Here is a 17,137-nt window from a genome sequence, read left to right as displayed (position 1 = left end):
ATCACCTCTGAGCTTTTACATTTTGGACAGTGTATTCCTGTTGTCCATCGCATCTGACGTACTGTTTCGTAACATTTTTCGTCATCAATTAGATGGGTTAAGTTCACACTCAGCATAGGGATCGTGGCTTTTGGATTTCGCTACAATATTATCAAGTTCTTCCTTACTTTCACCTCCCCGATTCACCTATTGAGCCTAAAAAACTAGAGCGATCGCAAAACAAATCCGCAATCTGACTAACTGCATCCCCTGCAATTCGTAACTGCGATCGCATATCGAGATCAACTAAAGTCAGATCCAAAAGCTGAAACACCATTGGCAAATTTGCATCTTCAGGAGTCTGTCTCGCAGTCGAAATGAGATCCCATAAATCCAACTCAAGTTGTTTAACTTGCATAGTCGCTCTGAAAATTAATTGGGATGACAAGGACAAGGGCGCAAAGAACAAAGCCAAGGATCGAGACGTTCTTGGTTAGCAAATTTTTTAATCCCATAATTTGACTCTAACAAAACCAATACTTTCTGCACATAAGTATGCACTTGGGACGCAACCATCCCCGCACAATGGATTGGTGGAATTGCGGCGAACTTTTCTTGTCCTTTCCAAACTTGCGCCGCGATCGCATGAATCGGCGTATCAGTTCCTGACTGTCGATAAACCACTAACACCGCCCAGAATACTGAGGCAAATTCATCAATATTCATAACTAAATTTTGATCGGCATCAACTCGTTGACGAGAACGAATTAGATTACGGCGATCGCGATGACGGGCATAAGAACGGCGACTATAGCAAACGTTAGGATTCCAACAGCGATCGCCCAACTCACCATGAAGTTCTTGAGCCTGAGCCGCAGAGAGCATCGCACACTTCTTACATTTCTCTGGAATACTTTTAGTCATATTTAGGACAGAAATAACCTAATAGAAGTCGCTAAGGCTTCCTCAGATGTGAGGTTTAAGCTCTGGTAGCGTATGCTAGAAATCAAGTGTGTTATGAATACATATTGTTATATACAGTTAAAAGCTCACCAATCGTTAACCATAAAAATCTTGCACTACCGAATCTATGCTCCGATCTATTTTTGAAACCTGTGTACCACGCGATGAGGTGCTTGGCGGTAACTTATCAGAGGATGTATTTGCTGCAAAATTAAAGCAAGTGGTGGATGGTAATGCCCCCTTAGTTTATCAAGATCCAAATACATTTTTTGCGAATACTTTTCCGACAAATGGACTCAAGACCCTTATATCCGAAGTATTTGGGCGTTTAACAGGTGCAGATACTGGTTCGCCTGTAATCCGCTTAGAAACAAGTTTTGGAGGAGGTAAGACCCACGATGAAATCGCGATTTGGCATATTGCGAAAAATGGAAGACTAATAAGTGGGTTAGATAGATTTGTAAATGACATTACAATTATTCCAGATCGCCCGATCCAAGTAGCGGCGATCGCCTGTCAAGATCTTGACCCTGTAAATGGTGTTTTGCATGAAGAGTCGGGCATAAGAGTACATACACTTTGGGGTGAAATCGCTTATCAAATTGGCGGGGTAGAAGGCTATAGCTTGCTTCGAGGTTCGGATGAGCAGAAAGTTAGTCCAGGAACAGTTGTAATTGAAAAGCTGACAAAAAAAGAACCAACGGTAATCATTCTTGATGAAATTGCTCAATATTTGCGTCGTGCTAAAGCGATCGCCGTAGGAAAAAGTGATCTCTCTGAACAAGTCGTTGCATTTCTATTTACACTGATGGACTTAACGGCTGCTTGTAACAATATTGTATTTGTCTACACTCTAGCCTCGATATCCGATACCTTTGGCGCAGAAACCTTCGACTTAAAGGAAGCATTGCAAACGTCGGCTCGGCAAGAAAGGGTACTTAGTCCGAGTACGGATATAGAAATTTACAACATTGTTAAGCAGAGGATTTTTCAAAGTATTAACGATAAAGCTGCTGATATTGCGGCAAAGGATTATTTAAGCGTTTATAAATCTAGTCGGCTAAATCTACCTGATGGGTGCAAAGATGCGAACCATGCTCAAGTATTGCAGTCCAGCTATCCATTTTCGCCAGAATTATTTGACTTACTAACCAAAAAAATTGCATCTATTCCCAATTTCCAGCGTACAAGAGGGGCATTGAGACTATTTGCGATGGTGGTAAGACATCTCTGGCAAGATATGTCGGTATGGATACCAATGATTCATCCACATCATATTCCCATTGGTTTAGATGAAGGTGTGACCAGTGAATTTACGTCACGATTAGAGCGTCCATTGATGAGAAGCCCTATTCAGGCAGATATTTTTAATACTGATGGGAAGCTTGCCCATGCCCAAATACACGATCAAGAGTGGCAAGCCGCAGGTAAGTCAACCTTTGCAACATGGGTAGCTAGAACAATCTTCTTGCATTCCATTAACCAAGGTACATCCGCAGGTATCCGCCGCGCAGAGCTAAATTTAGCTTTGCTGATGCCCACAGTTGAGATTAGTTATATTGAACCTGTGTTAGATCGATTAACGACCGTGGCATGGTATTTGGATATTGATCCGATTACGACGATCGCCCGTTTTAAAGAAGAACCATCGATCAATAAAATTATTGCGGAAGAGAAAGAACAGATTGGCAATCTCACAGCGAAAGACCATCTGCGATCGCGTCGCGATAGTATTTTTGCCAACAAAGTCTTTACCTTAGTTGCTAGTCCTGAAAGTTCGGGAGATGTTGACGATAAACCTGATGATATTGCGCTTTGTGTAATTGACTTTGACCAAGGAACCGTGAATGCTTCAACCGATGTTGCACCTAATCTAGTTGAGCAAATCTTTAATAACACTGGAGAGTCTGGTAAGTTCCGCACATTTCGGAATCGATTGCTTTTTTTGGTGGCAAATAAGCAGGAACTAGATCGGGCGATCGATGTTACAAAGGAGCATCTTGCCATTCAAAACATTGTGAAGTCACCAAACCGCCAAGAAGACTTATCAGAAAATCAGCGTAAGCAATTGCGTGAAAGAGGTGGAATTAAAGACTTAGATGTAAGAGTTGCCTTAACAAATACCTATCGCCATCTTTTTTATCCAACTAATGATTTAGTCAAAGCACCGAAAGGATTGCTCCATTTTACTTTACCAGCCGAATCATCAAGTGATGTCAAAGGCAATAAAAACCAACAGGATGTGATTCTCAAGTCTTTAAAGGATTGTCAAAAAATTCGTGGTGAGGATGCGGGGGCATTTGCACCTGCTTACATTCTGCAAAAGGTTTGGTTAGCAGGAATAGACCACTGGACAACAAGAGCCTTGAAAGAAGAATTTGCCAAAAATCTAGGGTTACAGATGTTGCTTGATGCGGATATACCCAAACTAAGAGAAACCGTCCGTAAAGGTATACAGGAAGGTCAATGGGATTTAAAAGTTGGTGCTAAGGTCTATATTCGTGGTGATGATGGTAAGTTGCCAAGTCTACCAGACACAATTGAATTTTCCGATCGCATGGAGTTATATCGGCGCGGTATTCTCAAGCCACCAGAGCCTCGTGTAATTGAGTTGTCTGCTCAAGTTATGACAAGTAGCGAACCAGCAAAAACTGTGAATTTACGCTGGCGATCGCAAGGTGCGTTATCCATCAGGATTTATCAAGATGGGATACCGATCGCTGGTGAATTTTTGCCATCGGACAATCATCAGGTACAAATTAATCAGACCACGATTTTTAAAATTGTGGCTGACTATGGCAATGGAGAAACCGCAGAGCAGGAAACTAGAGCCGCGATCATTTCCTATGAAACTCCAACTGGCAAGGGCTCAGCTACAAATGGACATGATGCACCTTCAATTTTTGAAATAAAGCCTGAAACGATTGATCTCTCTGGAACTGTCAACGCTGCATTTACAGGATTTAGCGATCGCTGTTCTGATTACAAAGTTAAAAACATTCAGAGTATCGAAATTACGGTTGATCAAGTGATGGACTATCGCAAGATTACGACATCTTTCCCGTTGCTCGGTAAACTTACATTTGAGATTGACCAGAAGGCAACGATTCAGATGGAAAAGCAGTTTGTGCGTTTAGATTATCAAGGTGGATTGCGTGGTTTTCAAGGTTTCTTGAATCCTGTTAATTCTCTTTTAAATACTGAGGGAGTTAGAGCTAATGTGAGTCTCAAGCTAACATTTACCTTTGAACCTGCGATCACCACTGATGGTAATGAGTTGGTAATCTTACAACAAGCTTTACTGCGTAATCCTGTCGATCGCCTATCTCTAACCGCGAGGGTAAGTTACTAATGCAAGAGTTTCAACTAAGGGTTGTACCCACAGATAACAATAATTTTGCTTTGGAGCTATACCAATGTGCTTATAAGCAAGCGGGTGAGAAAAAGCGTCCTGCGGCAAAGCGGATCGGTAAGCTCAAGGGTAATGCGTTAATACTGACCAGACAGGCGATCTATGCTGCGCTGAAAGCGAATAAGTACGATCCTAAAACTTTGAAATGCGATCGCCAAGCGCCCTATGTCCTTGATGAACAGTCAGGGGTAAGTTTGGCTTTGCTATTTCAGACGGTGCAGCCACTCTCGAAGGAAGAGAGAATCGCCAACATTGCCAATGGTGTGACCTCAATGAGTAACGAGGAGGCGCATTACTGGTTTGCCAAGGTGTCTAATGGTTCTAAAAGAAATGCCCTTAAAGCGATTCGGGTTTTATTAGGAGACTAGTACTGATACCTCACTTTCAACTTGGATAGGAACTTGAATATTTGCGATCGCTGTATATATAGGGATGTTTGTATCTACCGTCTCGAAGCTAACAACTAATGCATAAGGTACATCAGCATTAGGATCGTTATTCCAGCCTTCATGTCCAACAACTGCAATACAAAAAGATTCACGTAGATCGTATGACTTCACGATTGCCCAGTCTTTTTGGATTGTCCCTGCACCTCTTGACACATTACGAGCTTTGCCCCAATTGCTCTGTTTGCCAAGAAACCACTCAAAGATTTGTTCTCCTTCTTCAGCTTCCGCAGGAGCATCGTATTGCCGTAATACTTTTGCCAAAAAGCTTTCGGGGGATTGACCCTTTTTACTACATTCCCAGTCGAGCCATGTTGAAAGATACTTTCTCCGCGCACGTCTAGTACGGCGAGGTTGGGCTTTATACGAGAGCGTAATTTCAACACGAATATCTAGGTCTTCTCCAGGCGATAGCAACTCATTGGGCAGACTGACTTGATAAACATGAGCTTGACGAGCAGCAATACTCCGATCTCCTTTGGCAATTAGGGTAATGCGATTGCTAGAACCACCTAAAGCACGATCAAGGTCAGGTATACCATAGCCTAGCAACCTGACTGCACTAAAAGGATCAAAATTTCCCGTTTGAACCCATTCTGGTAAACGTGCTGACTGAATAATTAACGCTCGATATAGTAAACAGCTTTCATTTGGCAAATCAGCAGCAAGACAAGCTGCAATGTGCGTTACTTTTGGGGCAGTAAAAGATGTTCCAACTCTATCACGCGAAACAAGTGGTCCACCATTAAGCGTGGAGCGTACTAATTCAGGGCAAACTTCTGAAGGTGTTGTAAAATTTGGAGGTGTACCTCCATCCACTACTAGATCGCCTCCATATTCAACTACTTCTGGCTTGATTGAATCCCAAATCCCTAAACCTGAACAAGAAAAAGATGATGGATAGTTTGCTGGAGCAATAGAATATCTGGATAACTCTCTAAAAGTATTTAAGGAAATAGATCCAACTGTTAATGCTTGAAAACTTTGAGCAGGGTTAGGAACTCTGCAAGAGTTCTCTAAAAGATAATCTGGATAAGTATTTCCATTTCCTATGTGGTCTTTGACCGATAATCTGGAATTACCTATGCGTTGATCGATGGGTAAGTTACCTGCTGCTACAACAAATAGGATGTCATGCTGCCATATCAAGTGATCAATTTCGGCTGCCCATGCACTCATGTACTGGGTACGAGAAGGAGTCCTTGCGGTAATCGAGTGGTTAAAAATCCTTGTTGCTGTCTTGCCTTGATAAAACTCGACAATATCTGCTATGAGAATTGGTGGATAAAGTGTTTGAGGTAAATAGCAGTTACTATTGAGTACGCGAGCGTTTTGTAGCCAACATATTGCTTGCTGTTGACCGCTCTGGGGAACTGTATTTGGATATAAAACTGCACCAGCAACACGAGTACCATGTCCGCCATTAGAGACAAGATCGGCAGTTAAATTAGTCTCGTTAGGTATCCACGATCTAGAGTCATTAGTCGAGATTGCTGCTCGTAGCAATGGGTGTTGTTCTTGAATACCACTATCAATAATGCAAACTTTTGGAGCATTTAGATCGGGTGCTTCTAGAGTAAATACAATCTCGCGATCTTCCAGTTGCGTTTCTACGAGAGCATCCTCATGAATGTCATCGGGAAGACTGATGTCAAAGATATAAGGGAAGTTCAGTACTAAGTCTTTTAAACCCTTGCCAGCGATCTTGATACGGCATGAAAAGCTGTCAGGCAGCTCACTAAATCGAGTGATTTTGCCATCAATTATGTCTAAAAGTTCACCTTGATATAGAGGATCAGCTATGAATAATTCAAAGCTATCTTCACGCTGGCTTTTTAGCTCATCCCATTCTTGATATGTTATCTGGCGATCGTTTATCCATCGACGAATAGCTTCGATATGATTTTCGTCACTTTTGTAGTCTTCACGTTTTGGATAATTCCGTAGTTGAGACTTTGAGCCTACACAAGAAATACTAACGTCAGCAAGGTATGTCTGATTATCTTGAATCTCCCCCCACTGTTCTTGTAATTCTGGGGAAAGGATATAGTCAGGTCTTCTCGTACCGTCAAGGATATCCCATATCTCAGGAACTTTCCCCCCGCCCGACTCTGCATTAATGAATTGTTCAATTTTCTTTTGTAGTTCGGTGAGTTGAAGATCGGCAGAGGCTCCAATGATATAACCATTCTCTAGTTCAGCAATAACTTCAATACCAAATTTACGAAGTTCTTCAGCATTAAAGGCGATTGGATCGATCTGTAAAATTAGCGGGACTGCTTCTGGTAATTCTGGCTTTTGCTCTTGCCTACGCTCTTCTAGGTTTTCCTGCCAACTTGATACAATCCCTGATGCAGAACTTTTAAGTGTGCTACCGTGACCACCTCGATCGCCAAGTTTCGCTTGAGTTATAGGATTCTTCTCTCTTGGAAAACGGGTAAATGCAGCAGAGCCTTGGGCAGTAAACTGAAGCTCAATATGTGGAAATCGTCTAGATTGTTCGCTCATGTACCTAATCGCTACCCTGACACCTTATGAAAAGGAAATTTCTTTAATCGTTTCTTCTAGATGCTCTTGAATGACAAGTTCTTCTCGTTCGAGAATTGCTCTTTTGGCTGCATCTTGAGCTACTCGTACAGTTTGTGCGGCGGAAAAACCTTTCATTCTTTCAAGGATCAGATGCCAATTGATTGAACCTAAGCTCATTGCGGAGAGCGTTTGTTTGAGTATAGCCTCTATCTCTTTTTCGGTAGGTTTAGGCACTTCGATCGCATCATCAAAGCGTCTCCAAACTGCTGTATCCAATGAGCTATCTAGATTGGTTGCGGCTACTAGCAATCCTGAAGAGGGGTTGTATTCGTCTAGTACTTGCAAAAATGTATTGACGATGCGCTTAACCTCACCAACCTCATTGTCATCTTGTCGAGACTTTGCGATCGCGTCACATTCATCTAATAGTAGTAAACATGGGCTTTTTGATGCCATTTCAAATACCTGTCTGAGATTGCTTGCAGTTTCTCCGAGGTATGAAGAAACCATTGCATCAAAATGTACTTTTAATAATGGTAGACCTGTATTCCAAGCTAACCTTTCAGCTCCAAGGGTCTTACCACAGCCAGGAGAACCATATAGCAGTATTTTTTGTCTATATTGAAATCCGTGATGAGCTAATCGATCTCGTGCAGCATACTCTCGTTCTATGCGCTGAAACCGCTTTTCAACGGAATCTGTCAACACCATATGATGTCTGAGATGTTCTCTAGGTATAGCTGTTACTAGCGGAATATTTAGACGTTTGCTAGTTGGCAATTCGCTAAGAGACTGCAATGGTTGCTCATTTTGCCGATTCTTAGTTTTAGTTTGTCTAGACTCACTAACTTTTTGCTTGGAAATATTTTCTAGCTGTTCAGCAAGCAGGGTATGACCTTTGTGCCTTTCTTCTTCGACAATTGCGCCCAAAAGCTTTTCGACCGCTACTTCATCATCAGTAGCGATCGCCCTAAACATTCTTTTGAGCAGATCAGCTTTCACAGAGTAAAACGTTTGATAACACAGATATACACGCTCAGTTTAGCTGATAATGTCAATAGATCTGTCAAAAGTATGATTATCGTAACTAATATCCATGCCTGATACCGAGCCAAAACGCAAACCAGTTTTTATCGAAAAGATTATGCCTGTGAAGCTTCTGAATGAGCAGGTTTACTATGAAAATGGGGGCAATCCGTTTAAGGGTTTGCATCGGTGGTATTCGCGGAAGCCGTTGTCGTTTAGTCGGGCGAGTGTGTTGGGTTCGCTGTTGCCTGCGGATATCAGCATGGAGGAGTTTGAGTATTTGCTGGGGTTGGATCGGGCTAGGGCAAATGAAAATGAGGCAGAGAAAAGCGATCGCCACCAACGCACAAGGCTATATAAAACGCCGCCAACTCCAGAGCGGGTGAAGCGTGTGCAGGAGCTTTGTGAGCAGATGTGGGGAAATAAGACTCCTGCGGTGTTGGATGCGTTTGCGGGTGGTGGGTCGATACCTTTTGAGGCGGCGCGGTATGGGTTGCGGGTGTTTGCCTCTGACTTGAATCCTGTGGCAGTGGTAACGATGAAGGCAGCGATCGAGTTTCCGTTAAAGTTTGGGGCGGCATTGCAGGAGGATATTGATAAGTGGGTGAAGTGGGTTGGTGATGAGGCGGAGAAGCGGCTAAGTAAGTTTTTTCCGTCTCAGGATGGTGAGAAAGTGCAAAATTATCTTTGGGCGCATACTGTGGTTTGTCCGAGTTGTCAGTCAACTGTTCCGCTTAGTCCGAATTGGTGGCTCTATAAGCGTCCTGAAAAGCAAAATTTACATAAATGGTGTGCGGTTAAACCGATTCCTAATCCCGCAGAAAAACGGGTCGATCTTGAATTGATTAAGGGTAAAAAGGGTAAAGGTAATTCTATTCAAACGGCTGATGGTGATTATGATCCTGATGATTTTGGTACAGTTTCTCGTAGTGTTGGAAAATGTCCAAACTGTCAAAATGTCATTGAACAAGAATATTTGATTAATTATGCTCAAACAAGAGGCTTTGATCATCAAGTTTATTCAGTTGCTTATAAAAAGAACAAAAGCTCACTAGAGTTTAGAATTCCTAATGAAATAGATATTTTAGGTTATCAAAAAGCAACTCAAAAAAGTCAAGATTTATATAATGGGAATTCTTATAATTTAATTCCACAAGAACCTTGCAGCGATAATCCTCAGTACATGATGGCTTATCGCTATGGATTAACAACATGGGATAAATATTTTAATCCCCGCCAGCTTTTAACTTTGGTGACTTTTGTTGAGATTATCAACGAGGCAAAGGAAAAAATTAGAGAGGAATTGGGTGAGGAAAAATTACAGGCGATCGCGACTTATTTAGCAATGGTTTTAGATCGATGTGTTGACAAAAATTGCAGATTATCAATGTATGACTCTAGTCGTGCTTCATATCGGACAGCATCAGGGATGCACGCTTTAAATTTAATGTGGAACTATCCAGAAGTTAATGGAGCAATTGAATTATGGCAGTCATGTTTAGAAGATGCTACAAAAAAATATTCTCAACTTTGTGATTTACTTGGAACAAAAATTAATTCGTCAAGCTTTCAAGAATTAGAAAATCACACTGATAAAATATTTCAAATTGATTCCGCTTCAGCCGATAATCTCTTCCATTTAGCCGATCAAAGCATTGATGCTGTTGTTACCGATCCTCCCTATTACGATACGATTCCCTATGCAGAATTATCAGATTTTTTCTATGTTTGGCAGCGCAGGCTTTTAAGAGATATTTTTCCAGATTTATTTTTACAAGAACTCACAGATAAAGATAGAGAAGCTGTTGCAAATTTGGGACGATTTCGCGATATGGGAGTCAGTCCAAAAGAACTTGCTTATCAAGACTATGAAGCCAAAATGCAAAGCGCCTTTGGTGAATATTATCGAGTTCTCAAAGACAACGGCGTAATGACCGTGCAATTTAATCACAAAGATTCTGGCGCATGGGATGTCCTCGCCCAATCCCTAATCACCGCAGGATTTGAAATCACCGCAAGTTGGGCAGTCAGCACCGAAAACCCGCAAAACCTGCATCAAGCCCAGAAAAATAGCGTCTCTAGTACCGTACTGCTCATTTGCCGTAAACGTGACCCCAACGCAGGACAAGCATGGTGGGATGACCTCCGCCCCGAAGTCGCCAACCTTGTCGAACAACGCGCCCCCGAATTTGAAGCTAATGAGATTCAAGGCATCGATCTTTATCTCAGCGCCTTTGGTCCCGCCCTCAATGTCTTCTCCCGCAACTATCCCATCCTCGACAGCACAGGCGAAGAAGTACGCCCCGAAGTAGCCTTTGCCGAAGCCCGAAAAGCCGTAGCCAATTACCGCTTCCGCAAACTCGCCCAAACTGACACCGCAGGATTTGATCCACTGACACAATGGTATTTCCTCGCTTGGGATGCCTTCCAAGCCCGTGAATTTCCCTTTGATGATGCTCGACAGCTTGCCCTTGCCGTTGGCGGATTCAACGTTGCTGACCTTGGTAAAACCTACAAACTCCTCGACATCAAAAGCGGTACTTGCAAACTCCTCAGCCCCGATCAACGTTACAAAAAACACGCCTTCTCCCTTGTTGACAATGAATTTTCCGCCCGTTACCTCATCGATGGACTGCACGCGATTATCGCCATCTACCTCGAAGAACAAACCATCGAACCCGTTCGCCGCTTCATGAAAGCCACAGGCTTACTCAGCAATGAGATGTTTATGCGAGCATGGGAAGTAGCCCTGCGCGTCATCCCCCACATCAGCGATCCGCGCAAACGTATCCCCGAAGAAAAAGCCCTTGCTGACCTGTGGCTAGCTATGGATGAGATTAAAGCCAAAGTTAGTTACGTGCAGCCAGAAATTGACTTTACAGGCGGTCAGATGGGCTTAGATTTTGATACAACAGAATCAGAGGAAGAATAGAGAAAATGGAAATTCAGTTGCATGATATGGTCGCCCTAACCAGCAATATTCGCGCCAAGCAATTCATGGGCGATCGCTTGGTCTTATTAAGGCGCGGTCAAGTAGGTACAGTAGTTGAAGAATACGAAGAGGGCAAAGCCTTCGAGGTTGAATTTTCAGACACTGATGGACAAGCTTTTGCAATGATTTCTGTTAAAGCAGAGCAACTAATTTCACTACACTATGAGCCACTTGAGCTAGATTTAGCCAGCTAATTGACCAATCTTTTCGTTGAGATCAGGAAAAATTTACGACTATCTTAGAAAAGTAGTTGTCTTTATTTAAATAAATCAGGAGTATTTTAAAATGTCAAAATCTGTATCCAAAATCCCCAAGTCCAAGAAGAAAAGCTTTTCGAGTTTCAGTATGTCTGAAGCATATAAACAACTTGGCATCAAAACTCTAGTACCTTGGGTATTCCAAATTGAAGCTTTTGAGCCAAGCGACTTTTTTATTAAACATTTGGAACGCCTACATCGTAAATTTGACCTGCAATCTTACGAGGAGTCTAAAAAGTTATTGATAGATGCTTTCTGTGATGAAGCAATGGAAGGTATTGATAGTCTTAAAATCTGGAAGGGTGGCAAAATCGAAAGCGATGTTTTAGTTGGTAATGCTGATTATCTGATTGCCGAAAAACAGGATTATTTAGATACTCCTTTCCTCTGCATTGTCGAAGCAAAACGCGATGATTTTGAGCAAGGACTTGCACAGTGTTTGGTAGAAATGCAAGCTTGTCAATGGCAGAATAACCAAACAGGAAAACAGATTGATGTTTTAGGTGTTGTAACTAATGCAAGGGAATGGATTTTTTATAAGCTCGCTATGTCAGGTACGGTCTATGAAAGTAGAGGCTATATTTCAGATGATGCTGCACAAACATTGGGAGCATTACACTACATTTTCCAAGAGTGCGAGAAAAATTTAGTTTAAACATCTTTATGAAACAAAGCATCAAGACTGAATCTGAATACGATCGCGTACTAGAGAAAATCGCATTGCTAATGAATGCTAAGGCTGGTACATCTGAAGCCAATGAGTTGGAAATGTTGGCGATTTTGGTTGAAGCCTATGAAGACAAGCATTATCCAATTAACCCACCCACCCAATTAGCCGCGATTCAATTCCGTCAATGCAATGAGTAAAAAACTGAGCGATCGCCAGTGGAAAATCGGATATGGCAGTGATGAAGACAACTTAATCACTGAGTTCTATATCCCAGCCCTTGAATGCGCCCTGCAATACGATCGCAAAGCAGGATTTTTCAATAGCAGCATTCTCAGCCGCGTGGCAAGAGGATTAGGCGCATTACTCGAAAATCAAGGCAGAATGCGCCTAATCATGGGCTGTCAGTTCTCACCCGAAGACCTACAAGCAGTACAACAGGGTTACGCCTTGCGTGATGCTTTAACTAACCGCCTAGATAATGACCTCACCCCACCGAGCAACTTTGCCCAACTCAAGCATTTTGAAATCCTCAGTTGGTTAATTGCCAATCAATATCTCGACATTCGTATTGCCATTCCCCTCAAACCAAGCGGCTTACCCGAATCATCCGATCGCGTTCTCGATCCGCAACATCTCTTTCACGAAAAGGTAGGCATTATCTCTGATGCCAATGGCGATCGCCTAGCTTTTAGTGGCTCCAACAACGAATCCATAGGAGGTTGGCAAGCCAATCGCGAATCCTTTCACGTCTTCTTTTCATGGGATGGCGGTAGAGATTTAGAAAGAGTACAACATGAATGCGATCGCTTTGAACGTCTATGGCATGATGAACTTCCTAACGTACGAGTATTTGAAATTCCCACTGCGATAAAACAAAAGCTATTGCGCTATGCTCCAACCCAAAAACCAGACTGGAATCGACAAGCTGAATTTGATGATCGTCCGATCGTACCAGAATTATTAAACATACCTACTGAAGAACCACCACCTCAAGTAGAAATCCAAATCTCTAAAGAAGAACTACAAGCGGAACGCGCACAATTCATTCAACTTGCAAATATTCATAACCATGAGGGCTGTCTAGACTTTTCCGTTAAATCAATTCCCGTCAAGCCTTGGGCGCACCAAATGAAAATCCTGCGCCGTATGGCAGCCGAGTTTCCCCGCAATGCCTTAATTGCCGATGAAGTTGGCTTAGGTAAAACCATTGAGACGGGTTTAGTATTGCGTTACTTACTGCTGTCCAAAAAAGTAAAACGGGTTTTAATCTTGGCTCCTGCCAGTGTTCAACCGCAATGGCAAGAAGAAATGCGGGAAAAATTTAATTTGCATTTCTGGTCGTATGGCAAAAACGAACTTATCGATCCTTACAAACAAGCAGTCACAGTTACGGGTAATCCTTGGAATCAGAAAAACTTAGTCCTTGCCTCTAGTCATTTGGTGCGCCGCAAAGAGCGAATGCAAGAGTTACTAGACTCCGAACCTTGGGACTTAGTAGTATTGGACGAAGCACACCATGCAAGGCGGAAAAGCCCTCAAAATCGTAAGGATACTCCCAACTGTCTTCTCGAATTAATGGCTCAACTCAGGGCGCACACCCTAGCTCTCTTACTTCTTTCGGCTACCCCAATGCAGATCGACGCGGTGGAAATGTTTGACCTCATTAAATTGCTTGGTTTAAATGGTCATTGGGAATTTGCCGATGCTTTTTGTGATTACTTTGCAACCCTATCCGAACCCGCCGATAAGCATAATCTCGACTTTTGGCAAACCATGTCTGTCGATTACTTTGCCAATGGTGGAAAACCTTGCAGTAAGATTCAGCAAGCTTTAGAAACTAGCGATCGCCTGTTGTCATACCAAATTGAAGATGTTTGGCAAACTGGTCAGAAGATAACTAATCCTCAAAAATATCTAGCTGACGATAATTTCATCAGTGAATCGAAAAAGTTTCTCGCCGCCAATACCCCAATCAAAGACCTGATGTTTCGCCATACCCGCGACACCTTACGCGAATATTACAAACGTGGCTTCTTAGATAAATCTGTACCAACACGAGAGGTATTTGATAATGCAATTACCCTAGAATCAGAACGGGAAGCCCATTTATATCGTGAAGTCAGCGATTATGTACGCCATTTTTACCGTCTCGCTCAAAAGGAAAACCGTAAGGCGCTAGGGTTTCTGATGACGCTGTATCGCAAGCGCTTGACCAGTTCTTTTTATGCGATCGAGAAATCATTACAACGGAGACTAGAGTATCTATTGACTCAACAAGGTAGCTTATTTGGAGAAGATGACCTTAGAGATCTTGACGATGCCGATGATGCGATTATCGAAGGCTTAGAGTCCTATATGGAGCCTATCGATCCTAAAGAAATCGAATATCTGCAAGACTTATTGCAACAATTTGATAACACTGGAGAAGATACCAAACGTTCTGAATTTATCAAAAAACTACGTCAAGAATCCTTAGAGCGTGATAGTGCAATCGTTTTTACGCAATACACCGACACGATGGACTATTTACGCGATACCTTGATCCAGCTATACGGCTCACAGGTCGCTTGTTATTCGGGGCGTGGTGGGGAACTTAATCGCGATGGCACATGGCAGATTGTCAAAAAAGAAGAAATCAAAAAGCGATTTCGTGATGGAGAAATCAAACTCTTACTTTGCACTGAGTCAGCCAGTGAGGGACTAAACTTGCAAACCTGTGGCGTTCTATTTAACTACGATATGCCTTGGAATCCAATGCGTGTAGAGCAACGTATTGGCAGAATCGATCGCATCGGTCAAAAATTTGCAACGGTGAGAATCCATAACTTTTATTACGATGGCACGGTAGAAGCTAAGGTCTATCTCAAATTACGCGATCGCATCAAAGCATTTAAAAATGTTGTCGGAAATCTACAGCCCATCCTTGCTCGCGTTCCTACGTTTATCGAAAAAGCGGTAATGAGTGCAGACCCACTCGAAGAAGATGTTTTACTATCTGAATTTTTTGAAGCTCCTGATGCTCCATCCATACAACTAGCACTTGATGAAGCTGTGGCAATGGATGTCGAAGCCGATCTTGTCGAATTGCGTAAACCTATACCGCGATCGCCCTTCGATGCAGAAGCGATCGAGCAAATGTTTACGCGATCGCTGCTACTAAAAAAATCTGGAATCATCTTTGCGGATGCAGGAGACAAGGTTTGGACAATGCAATTACAGCAAAAGTCTTATCAAGTTACCTTTTATCCTGATACCTTTGACGAGCATCCATCTTTACGATTGATGACATTTGGCGATCCATTATTTGAACTACTTCTATTCAACTCTTTAGAGGTTAGATAGCAGAGTTGCAAGTAGTTTTAGAATATTTAGAAGATGGGTAAGGAGATTGTACCTATCTAAATTCTAAAATAAAAATAGCGATTGCCAATTTAAAATCAACACCAATCAACTTTGCCAGATCTAATCCAAAAATGACTTCTACAACCATCCAGTCTTCTAACTGATGGAGATATACTTGGTCTTCCTAGCCAATCTAGTGATACTTGCCATCTTGGACTGCGAGATGAACTAAGTGATAGCAGAATTATTTCTTCGCAGCCACATGGACAGCGCAGACGACCCCACTTCATCAATTTCCTATCCCGAATAATCCAAATTTGACCATTTTTCACAGCATCATTAGAAGGATGAGATGAAATAAACTTGGTTGAAAAGTCTTGTTTTGGAATGATGCGTAGCCATCTCAATAGAAATCTTAAAAAGTTCATAAGACCTCCAAAAACAGATCTCTATCTCCAAGACCCCAGATCTCTTGATTTACACAAATTGGACAATTTGGATTATAAGTTGCTCCTTGGTTTCGATCTATTGTCAAGGTAAACTTGCGTACACGATTAGCGATCGCGTTATTTTCTCCCCGCCATCCTTGCAATCTATGTAAAAGCTCTTCGATTGCCATAATTGCCACACTAGTAGTAAAAGTTACTACCGCAGGGCTTGGATTACCTTCGCCAAGTACATAAGCCTCTTTCTTACGTCGCTCAAACTCATCAGGATCAGTACGTTTAAGATTTTCGTCCCGCGCTTGTACAGGATCGATCACTCCATGGCATAAGAGACAACTATGTTTAGGCATTAAGACAGTAACGCGCCCATCTGCACAAGCAAACTTTAGCGACCCAACATCATTAGCAACCTCTAGGGCAAGCCCTAGATCGATAACAGGTGTAGCATAGTAGTAAGCAAAGCGGTTTAGCAGTAATCGACCCGAATGATCGTCCGTACAGCCAAAAATAACGTCACACGATTTTAATGCCTCACAACAGACATCTTCATTAATCCATTCCTGAAAAACCTGAACTTTAACATCTAAACCCAAGAGTGAACGAGCAATTGCTTGAACTTTTGGAAGCTTCTGCTTAACATCATCACGGAAAGCACCATGCAGACGATTCAGATTTGATTCCTCTACAACATCTTTGTCAAAGAGAGCTATATGACCAATACCTAATCGTCCTAAAAGCATAGCCACAGCACTACCAGTGCCACCACATCCAACTATACCAACCCGCAATAAGGACAGGTCTTGATTAAGTGATTCACCAAAAGCTAAGGCCTGACGTTGTAGGATAGATGAAGGTATTCCTTTGCCCCTATCTGGATAATGGAGTCGAATAGCATTACCAACAATACGAATCAGGATAAGTGGAATATTCTTGTTTCGGGATACCCACAGTCTGCCAATCATGAGAGTGTAAAGTGAAATGTGTAAAGTCTGGGATGTATGCAGAGAGATAATCTAGCCACACAATAACTAACACAAAAACCGATGAATATTCGCAAAGAATTGCTAGATGAATT

14 protein-coding genes are annotated in these 17,137 nt (G+C 42.3%); 7 read left to right on the top strand and 7 right to left on the bottom strand.

All coding sequences use genetic code 11. The features are described from left to right. The 3 genes from H6F42_RS22065 to H6F42_RS07145 form a co-directional block, all read right to left on the bottom strand. Positions 1-116, bottom strand: a 116-nt coding sequence (locus H6F42_RS22065) for a transposase (RefSeq protein ID WP_190398673.1), incomplete at its 3' end; no start/stop codon positions are given. A gap of 53 nt (positions 117-169) precedes the next feature. Continuing rightward, the gene (locus H6F42_RS07150) at positions 170-397 is read right to left on the bottom strand and encodes a hypothetical protein (protein WP_190398672.1); all 228 of its coding nucleotides are present in this window, start codon (positions 395-397) and stop codon (positions 170-172) included. A 14-nt stretch (positions 398-411) separates the two neighbouring features. Then, complete coding sequence (locus H6F42_RS07145; protein WP_190398671.1) at positions 412-903, bottom strand: hypothetical protein; 492 nt, start codon at positions 901-903, stop codon at positions 412-414. Between the two features lie 166 nt (positions 904-1,069). Here H6F42_RS07145 and H6F42_RS07140 point away from each other — a divergent pair, with 166 nt between their 5' ends. Further along, complete coding sequence (locus H6F42_RS07140; RefSeq protein ID WP_190398670.1) at positions 1,070-4,294, top strand: DUF499 domain-containing protein; 3,225 nt, start codon at positions 1,070-1,072, stop codon at positions 4,292-4,294. After that, the gene (locus H6F42_RS07135) at positions 4,294-4,722 is read left to right on the top strand and encodes a hypothetical protein (RefSeq protein WP_190398669.1); all 429 of its coding nucleotides are present in this window, start codon (positions 4,294-4,296) and stop codon (positions 4,720-4,722) included. Before H6F42_RS07140 ends, H6F42_RS07135 begins: the two co-directional genes overlap by 1 nt. On the opposite strand, the gene H6F42_RS07130 is transcribed toward H6F42_RS07135, so the two are convergent. Continuing rightward, a complete protein-coding gene (locus tag H6F42_RS07130) occupies positions 4,711-7,308 on the bottom strand; it encodes a S8 family peptidase (protein WP_190398668.1) in 2,598 nt (865 codons plus the stop codon). The two genes, H6F42_RS07135 and H6F42_RS07130, sit on opposite strands and share 12 nt — an antisense overlap. A gap of 24 nt (positions 7,309-7,332) precedes the next feature. Continuing rightward, positions 7,333-8,331 carry an AAA family ATPase gene (locus tag H6F42_RS07125; protein WP_190398667.1) on the bottom strand — a complete coding sequence of 333 codons (999 nt, stop codon included), beginning with the start codon at positions 8,329-8,331 and terminating at the stop codon, positions 7,333-7,335. A gap of 94 nt (positions 8,332-8,425) precedes the next feature. On the opposite strand from H6F42_RS07125, the gene H6F42_RS07120 reads away from it, so the two are divergent. The 5 genes from H6F42_RS07120 (at position 8,426) to H6F42_RS07100 (ending at position 15,616) form a co-directional block, all read left to right on the top strand. Next, complete coding sequence (locus H6F42_RS07120) at positions 8,426-11,287, top strand: DUF1156 domain-containing protein (protein WP_199288941.1); 2,862 nt, start codon at positions 8,426-8,428, stop codon at positions 11,285-11,287. 5 nt (positions 11,288-11,292) lie between these two features. Continuing rightward, a complete protein-coding gene (locus tag H6F42_RS07115; RefSeq protein WP_190398666.1) occupies positions 11,293-11,541 on the top strand; it encodes a DUF4926 domain-containing protein in 249 nt (82 codons plus the stop codon). 151 nt (positions 11,542-11,692) lie between these two features. Then, a complete protein-coding gene (locus H6F42_RS07110) occupies positions 11,693-12,259 on the top strand; it encodes a hypothetical protein (protein WP_242018354.1) in 567 nt (188 codons plus the stop codon). Positions 12,260-12,267: 8 nt separating this feature from the next. Continuing rightward, complete coding sequence (locus H6F42_RS07105; protein ID WP_190398664.1) at positions 12,268-12,471, top strand: hypothetical protein; 204 nt, start codon at positions 12,268-12,270, stop codon at positions 12,469-12,471. Continuing rightward, the gene (locus H6F42_RS07100) at positions 12,464-15,616 is read left to right on the top strand and encodes a helicase-related protein (protein ID WP_190398663.1); all 3,153 of its coding nucleotides are present in this window, start codon (positions 12,464-12,466) and stop codon (positions 15,614-15,616) included. The genes H6F42_RS07105 and H6F42_RS07100 overlap by 8 nt, the downstream gene beginning before the upstream one ends. Before the next feature lie 424 nt (positions 15,617-16,040). Here H6F42_RS07100 and H6F42_RS07095 read toward each other — a convergent pair whose 3' ends face one another. Then, complete coding sequence (locus tag H6F42_RS07095) at positions 16,041-17,024, bottom strand: ThiF family adenylyltransferase (RefSeq protein WP_199288940.1); 984 nt, start codon at positions 17,022-17,024, stop codon at positions 16,041-16,043. Beyond that, a partial coding sequence (locus tag H6F42_RS21740; protein WP_206755003.1) for a hypothetical protein occupies positions 16,957-17,137 on the bottom strand: 181 nt, incomplete at its 5' end. The genes H6F42_RS21740 and H6F42_RS07095, both read right to left, overlap by 68 nt.

Origin of the sequence: Pseudanabaena sp. FACHB-1998 (assembly GCF_014696355.1) — a bacterium.
In the GTDB taxonomy this organism is placed as follows: domain Bacteria; phylum Cyanobacteriota; class Cyanobacteriia; order Pseudanabaenales; family Pseudanabaenaceae; genus Pseudanabaena.
Note: the sequence above shows the minus strand (reverse complement) of the source record. Positions and strands in the feature narration are given on the sequence as shown.

Coding starts and splice junctions, on each gene's coding strand:
- H6F42_RS07120 (WP_199288941.1), top strand. CDS start 8,426: ATGCCTGATACCGAGCCAAAACGCAAACCAGTTTTTATCGAAAAGATT.
- H6F42_RS07130 (WP_190398668.1), bottom strand. CDS start 7,308: ATGAGCGAACAATCTAGACGATTTCCACATATTGAGCTTCAGTTTACT.
- H6F42_RS07150 (WP_190398672.1), bottom strand. CDS start 397: ATGCAAGTTAAACAACTTGAGTTGGATTTATGGGATCTCATTTCGACT.
- H6F42_RS07110 (WP_242018354.1), top strand. CDS start 11,693: ATGTCTGAAGCATATAAACAACTTGGCATCAAAACTCTAGTACCTTGG.
- H6F42_RS07115 (WP_190398666.1), top strand. CDS start 11,293: ATGGAAATTCAGTTGCATGATATGGTCGCCCTAACCAGCAATATTCGC.
- H6F42_RS07100 (WP_190398663.1), top strand. CDS start 12,464: ATGAGTAAAAAACTGAGCGATCGCCAGTGGAAAATCGGATATGGCAGT.
- H6F42_RS07135 (WP_190398669.1), top strand. CDS start 4,294: ATGCAAGAGTTTCAACTAAGGGTTGTACCCACAGATAACAATAATTTT.
- H6F42_RS07105 (WP_190398664.1), top strand. CDS start 12,268: ATGAAACAAAGCATCAAGACTGAATCTGAATACGATCGCGTACTAGAG.
- H6F42_RS07095 (WP_199288940.1), bottom strand. CDS start 17,024: ATGATTGGCAGACTGTGGGTATCCCGAAACAAGAATATTCCACTTATC.
- H6F42_RS07145 (WP_190398671.1), bottom strand. CDS start 903: ATGACTAAAAGTATTCCAGAGAAATGTAAGAAGTGTGCGATGCTCTCT.
- H6F42_RS07140 (WP_190398670.1), top strand. CDS start 1,070: ATGCTCCGATCTATTTTTGAAACCTGTGTACCACGCGATGAGGTGCTT.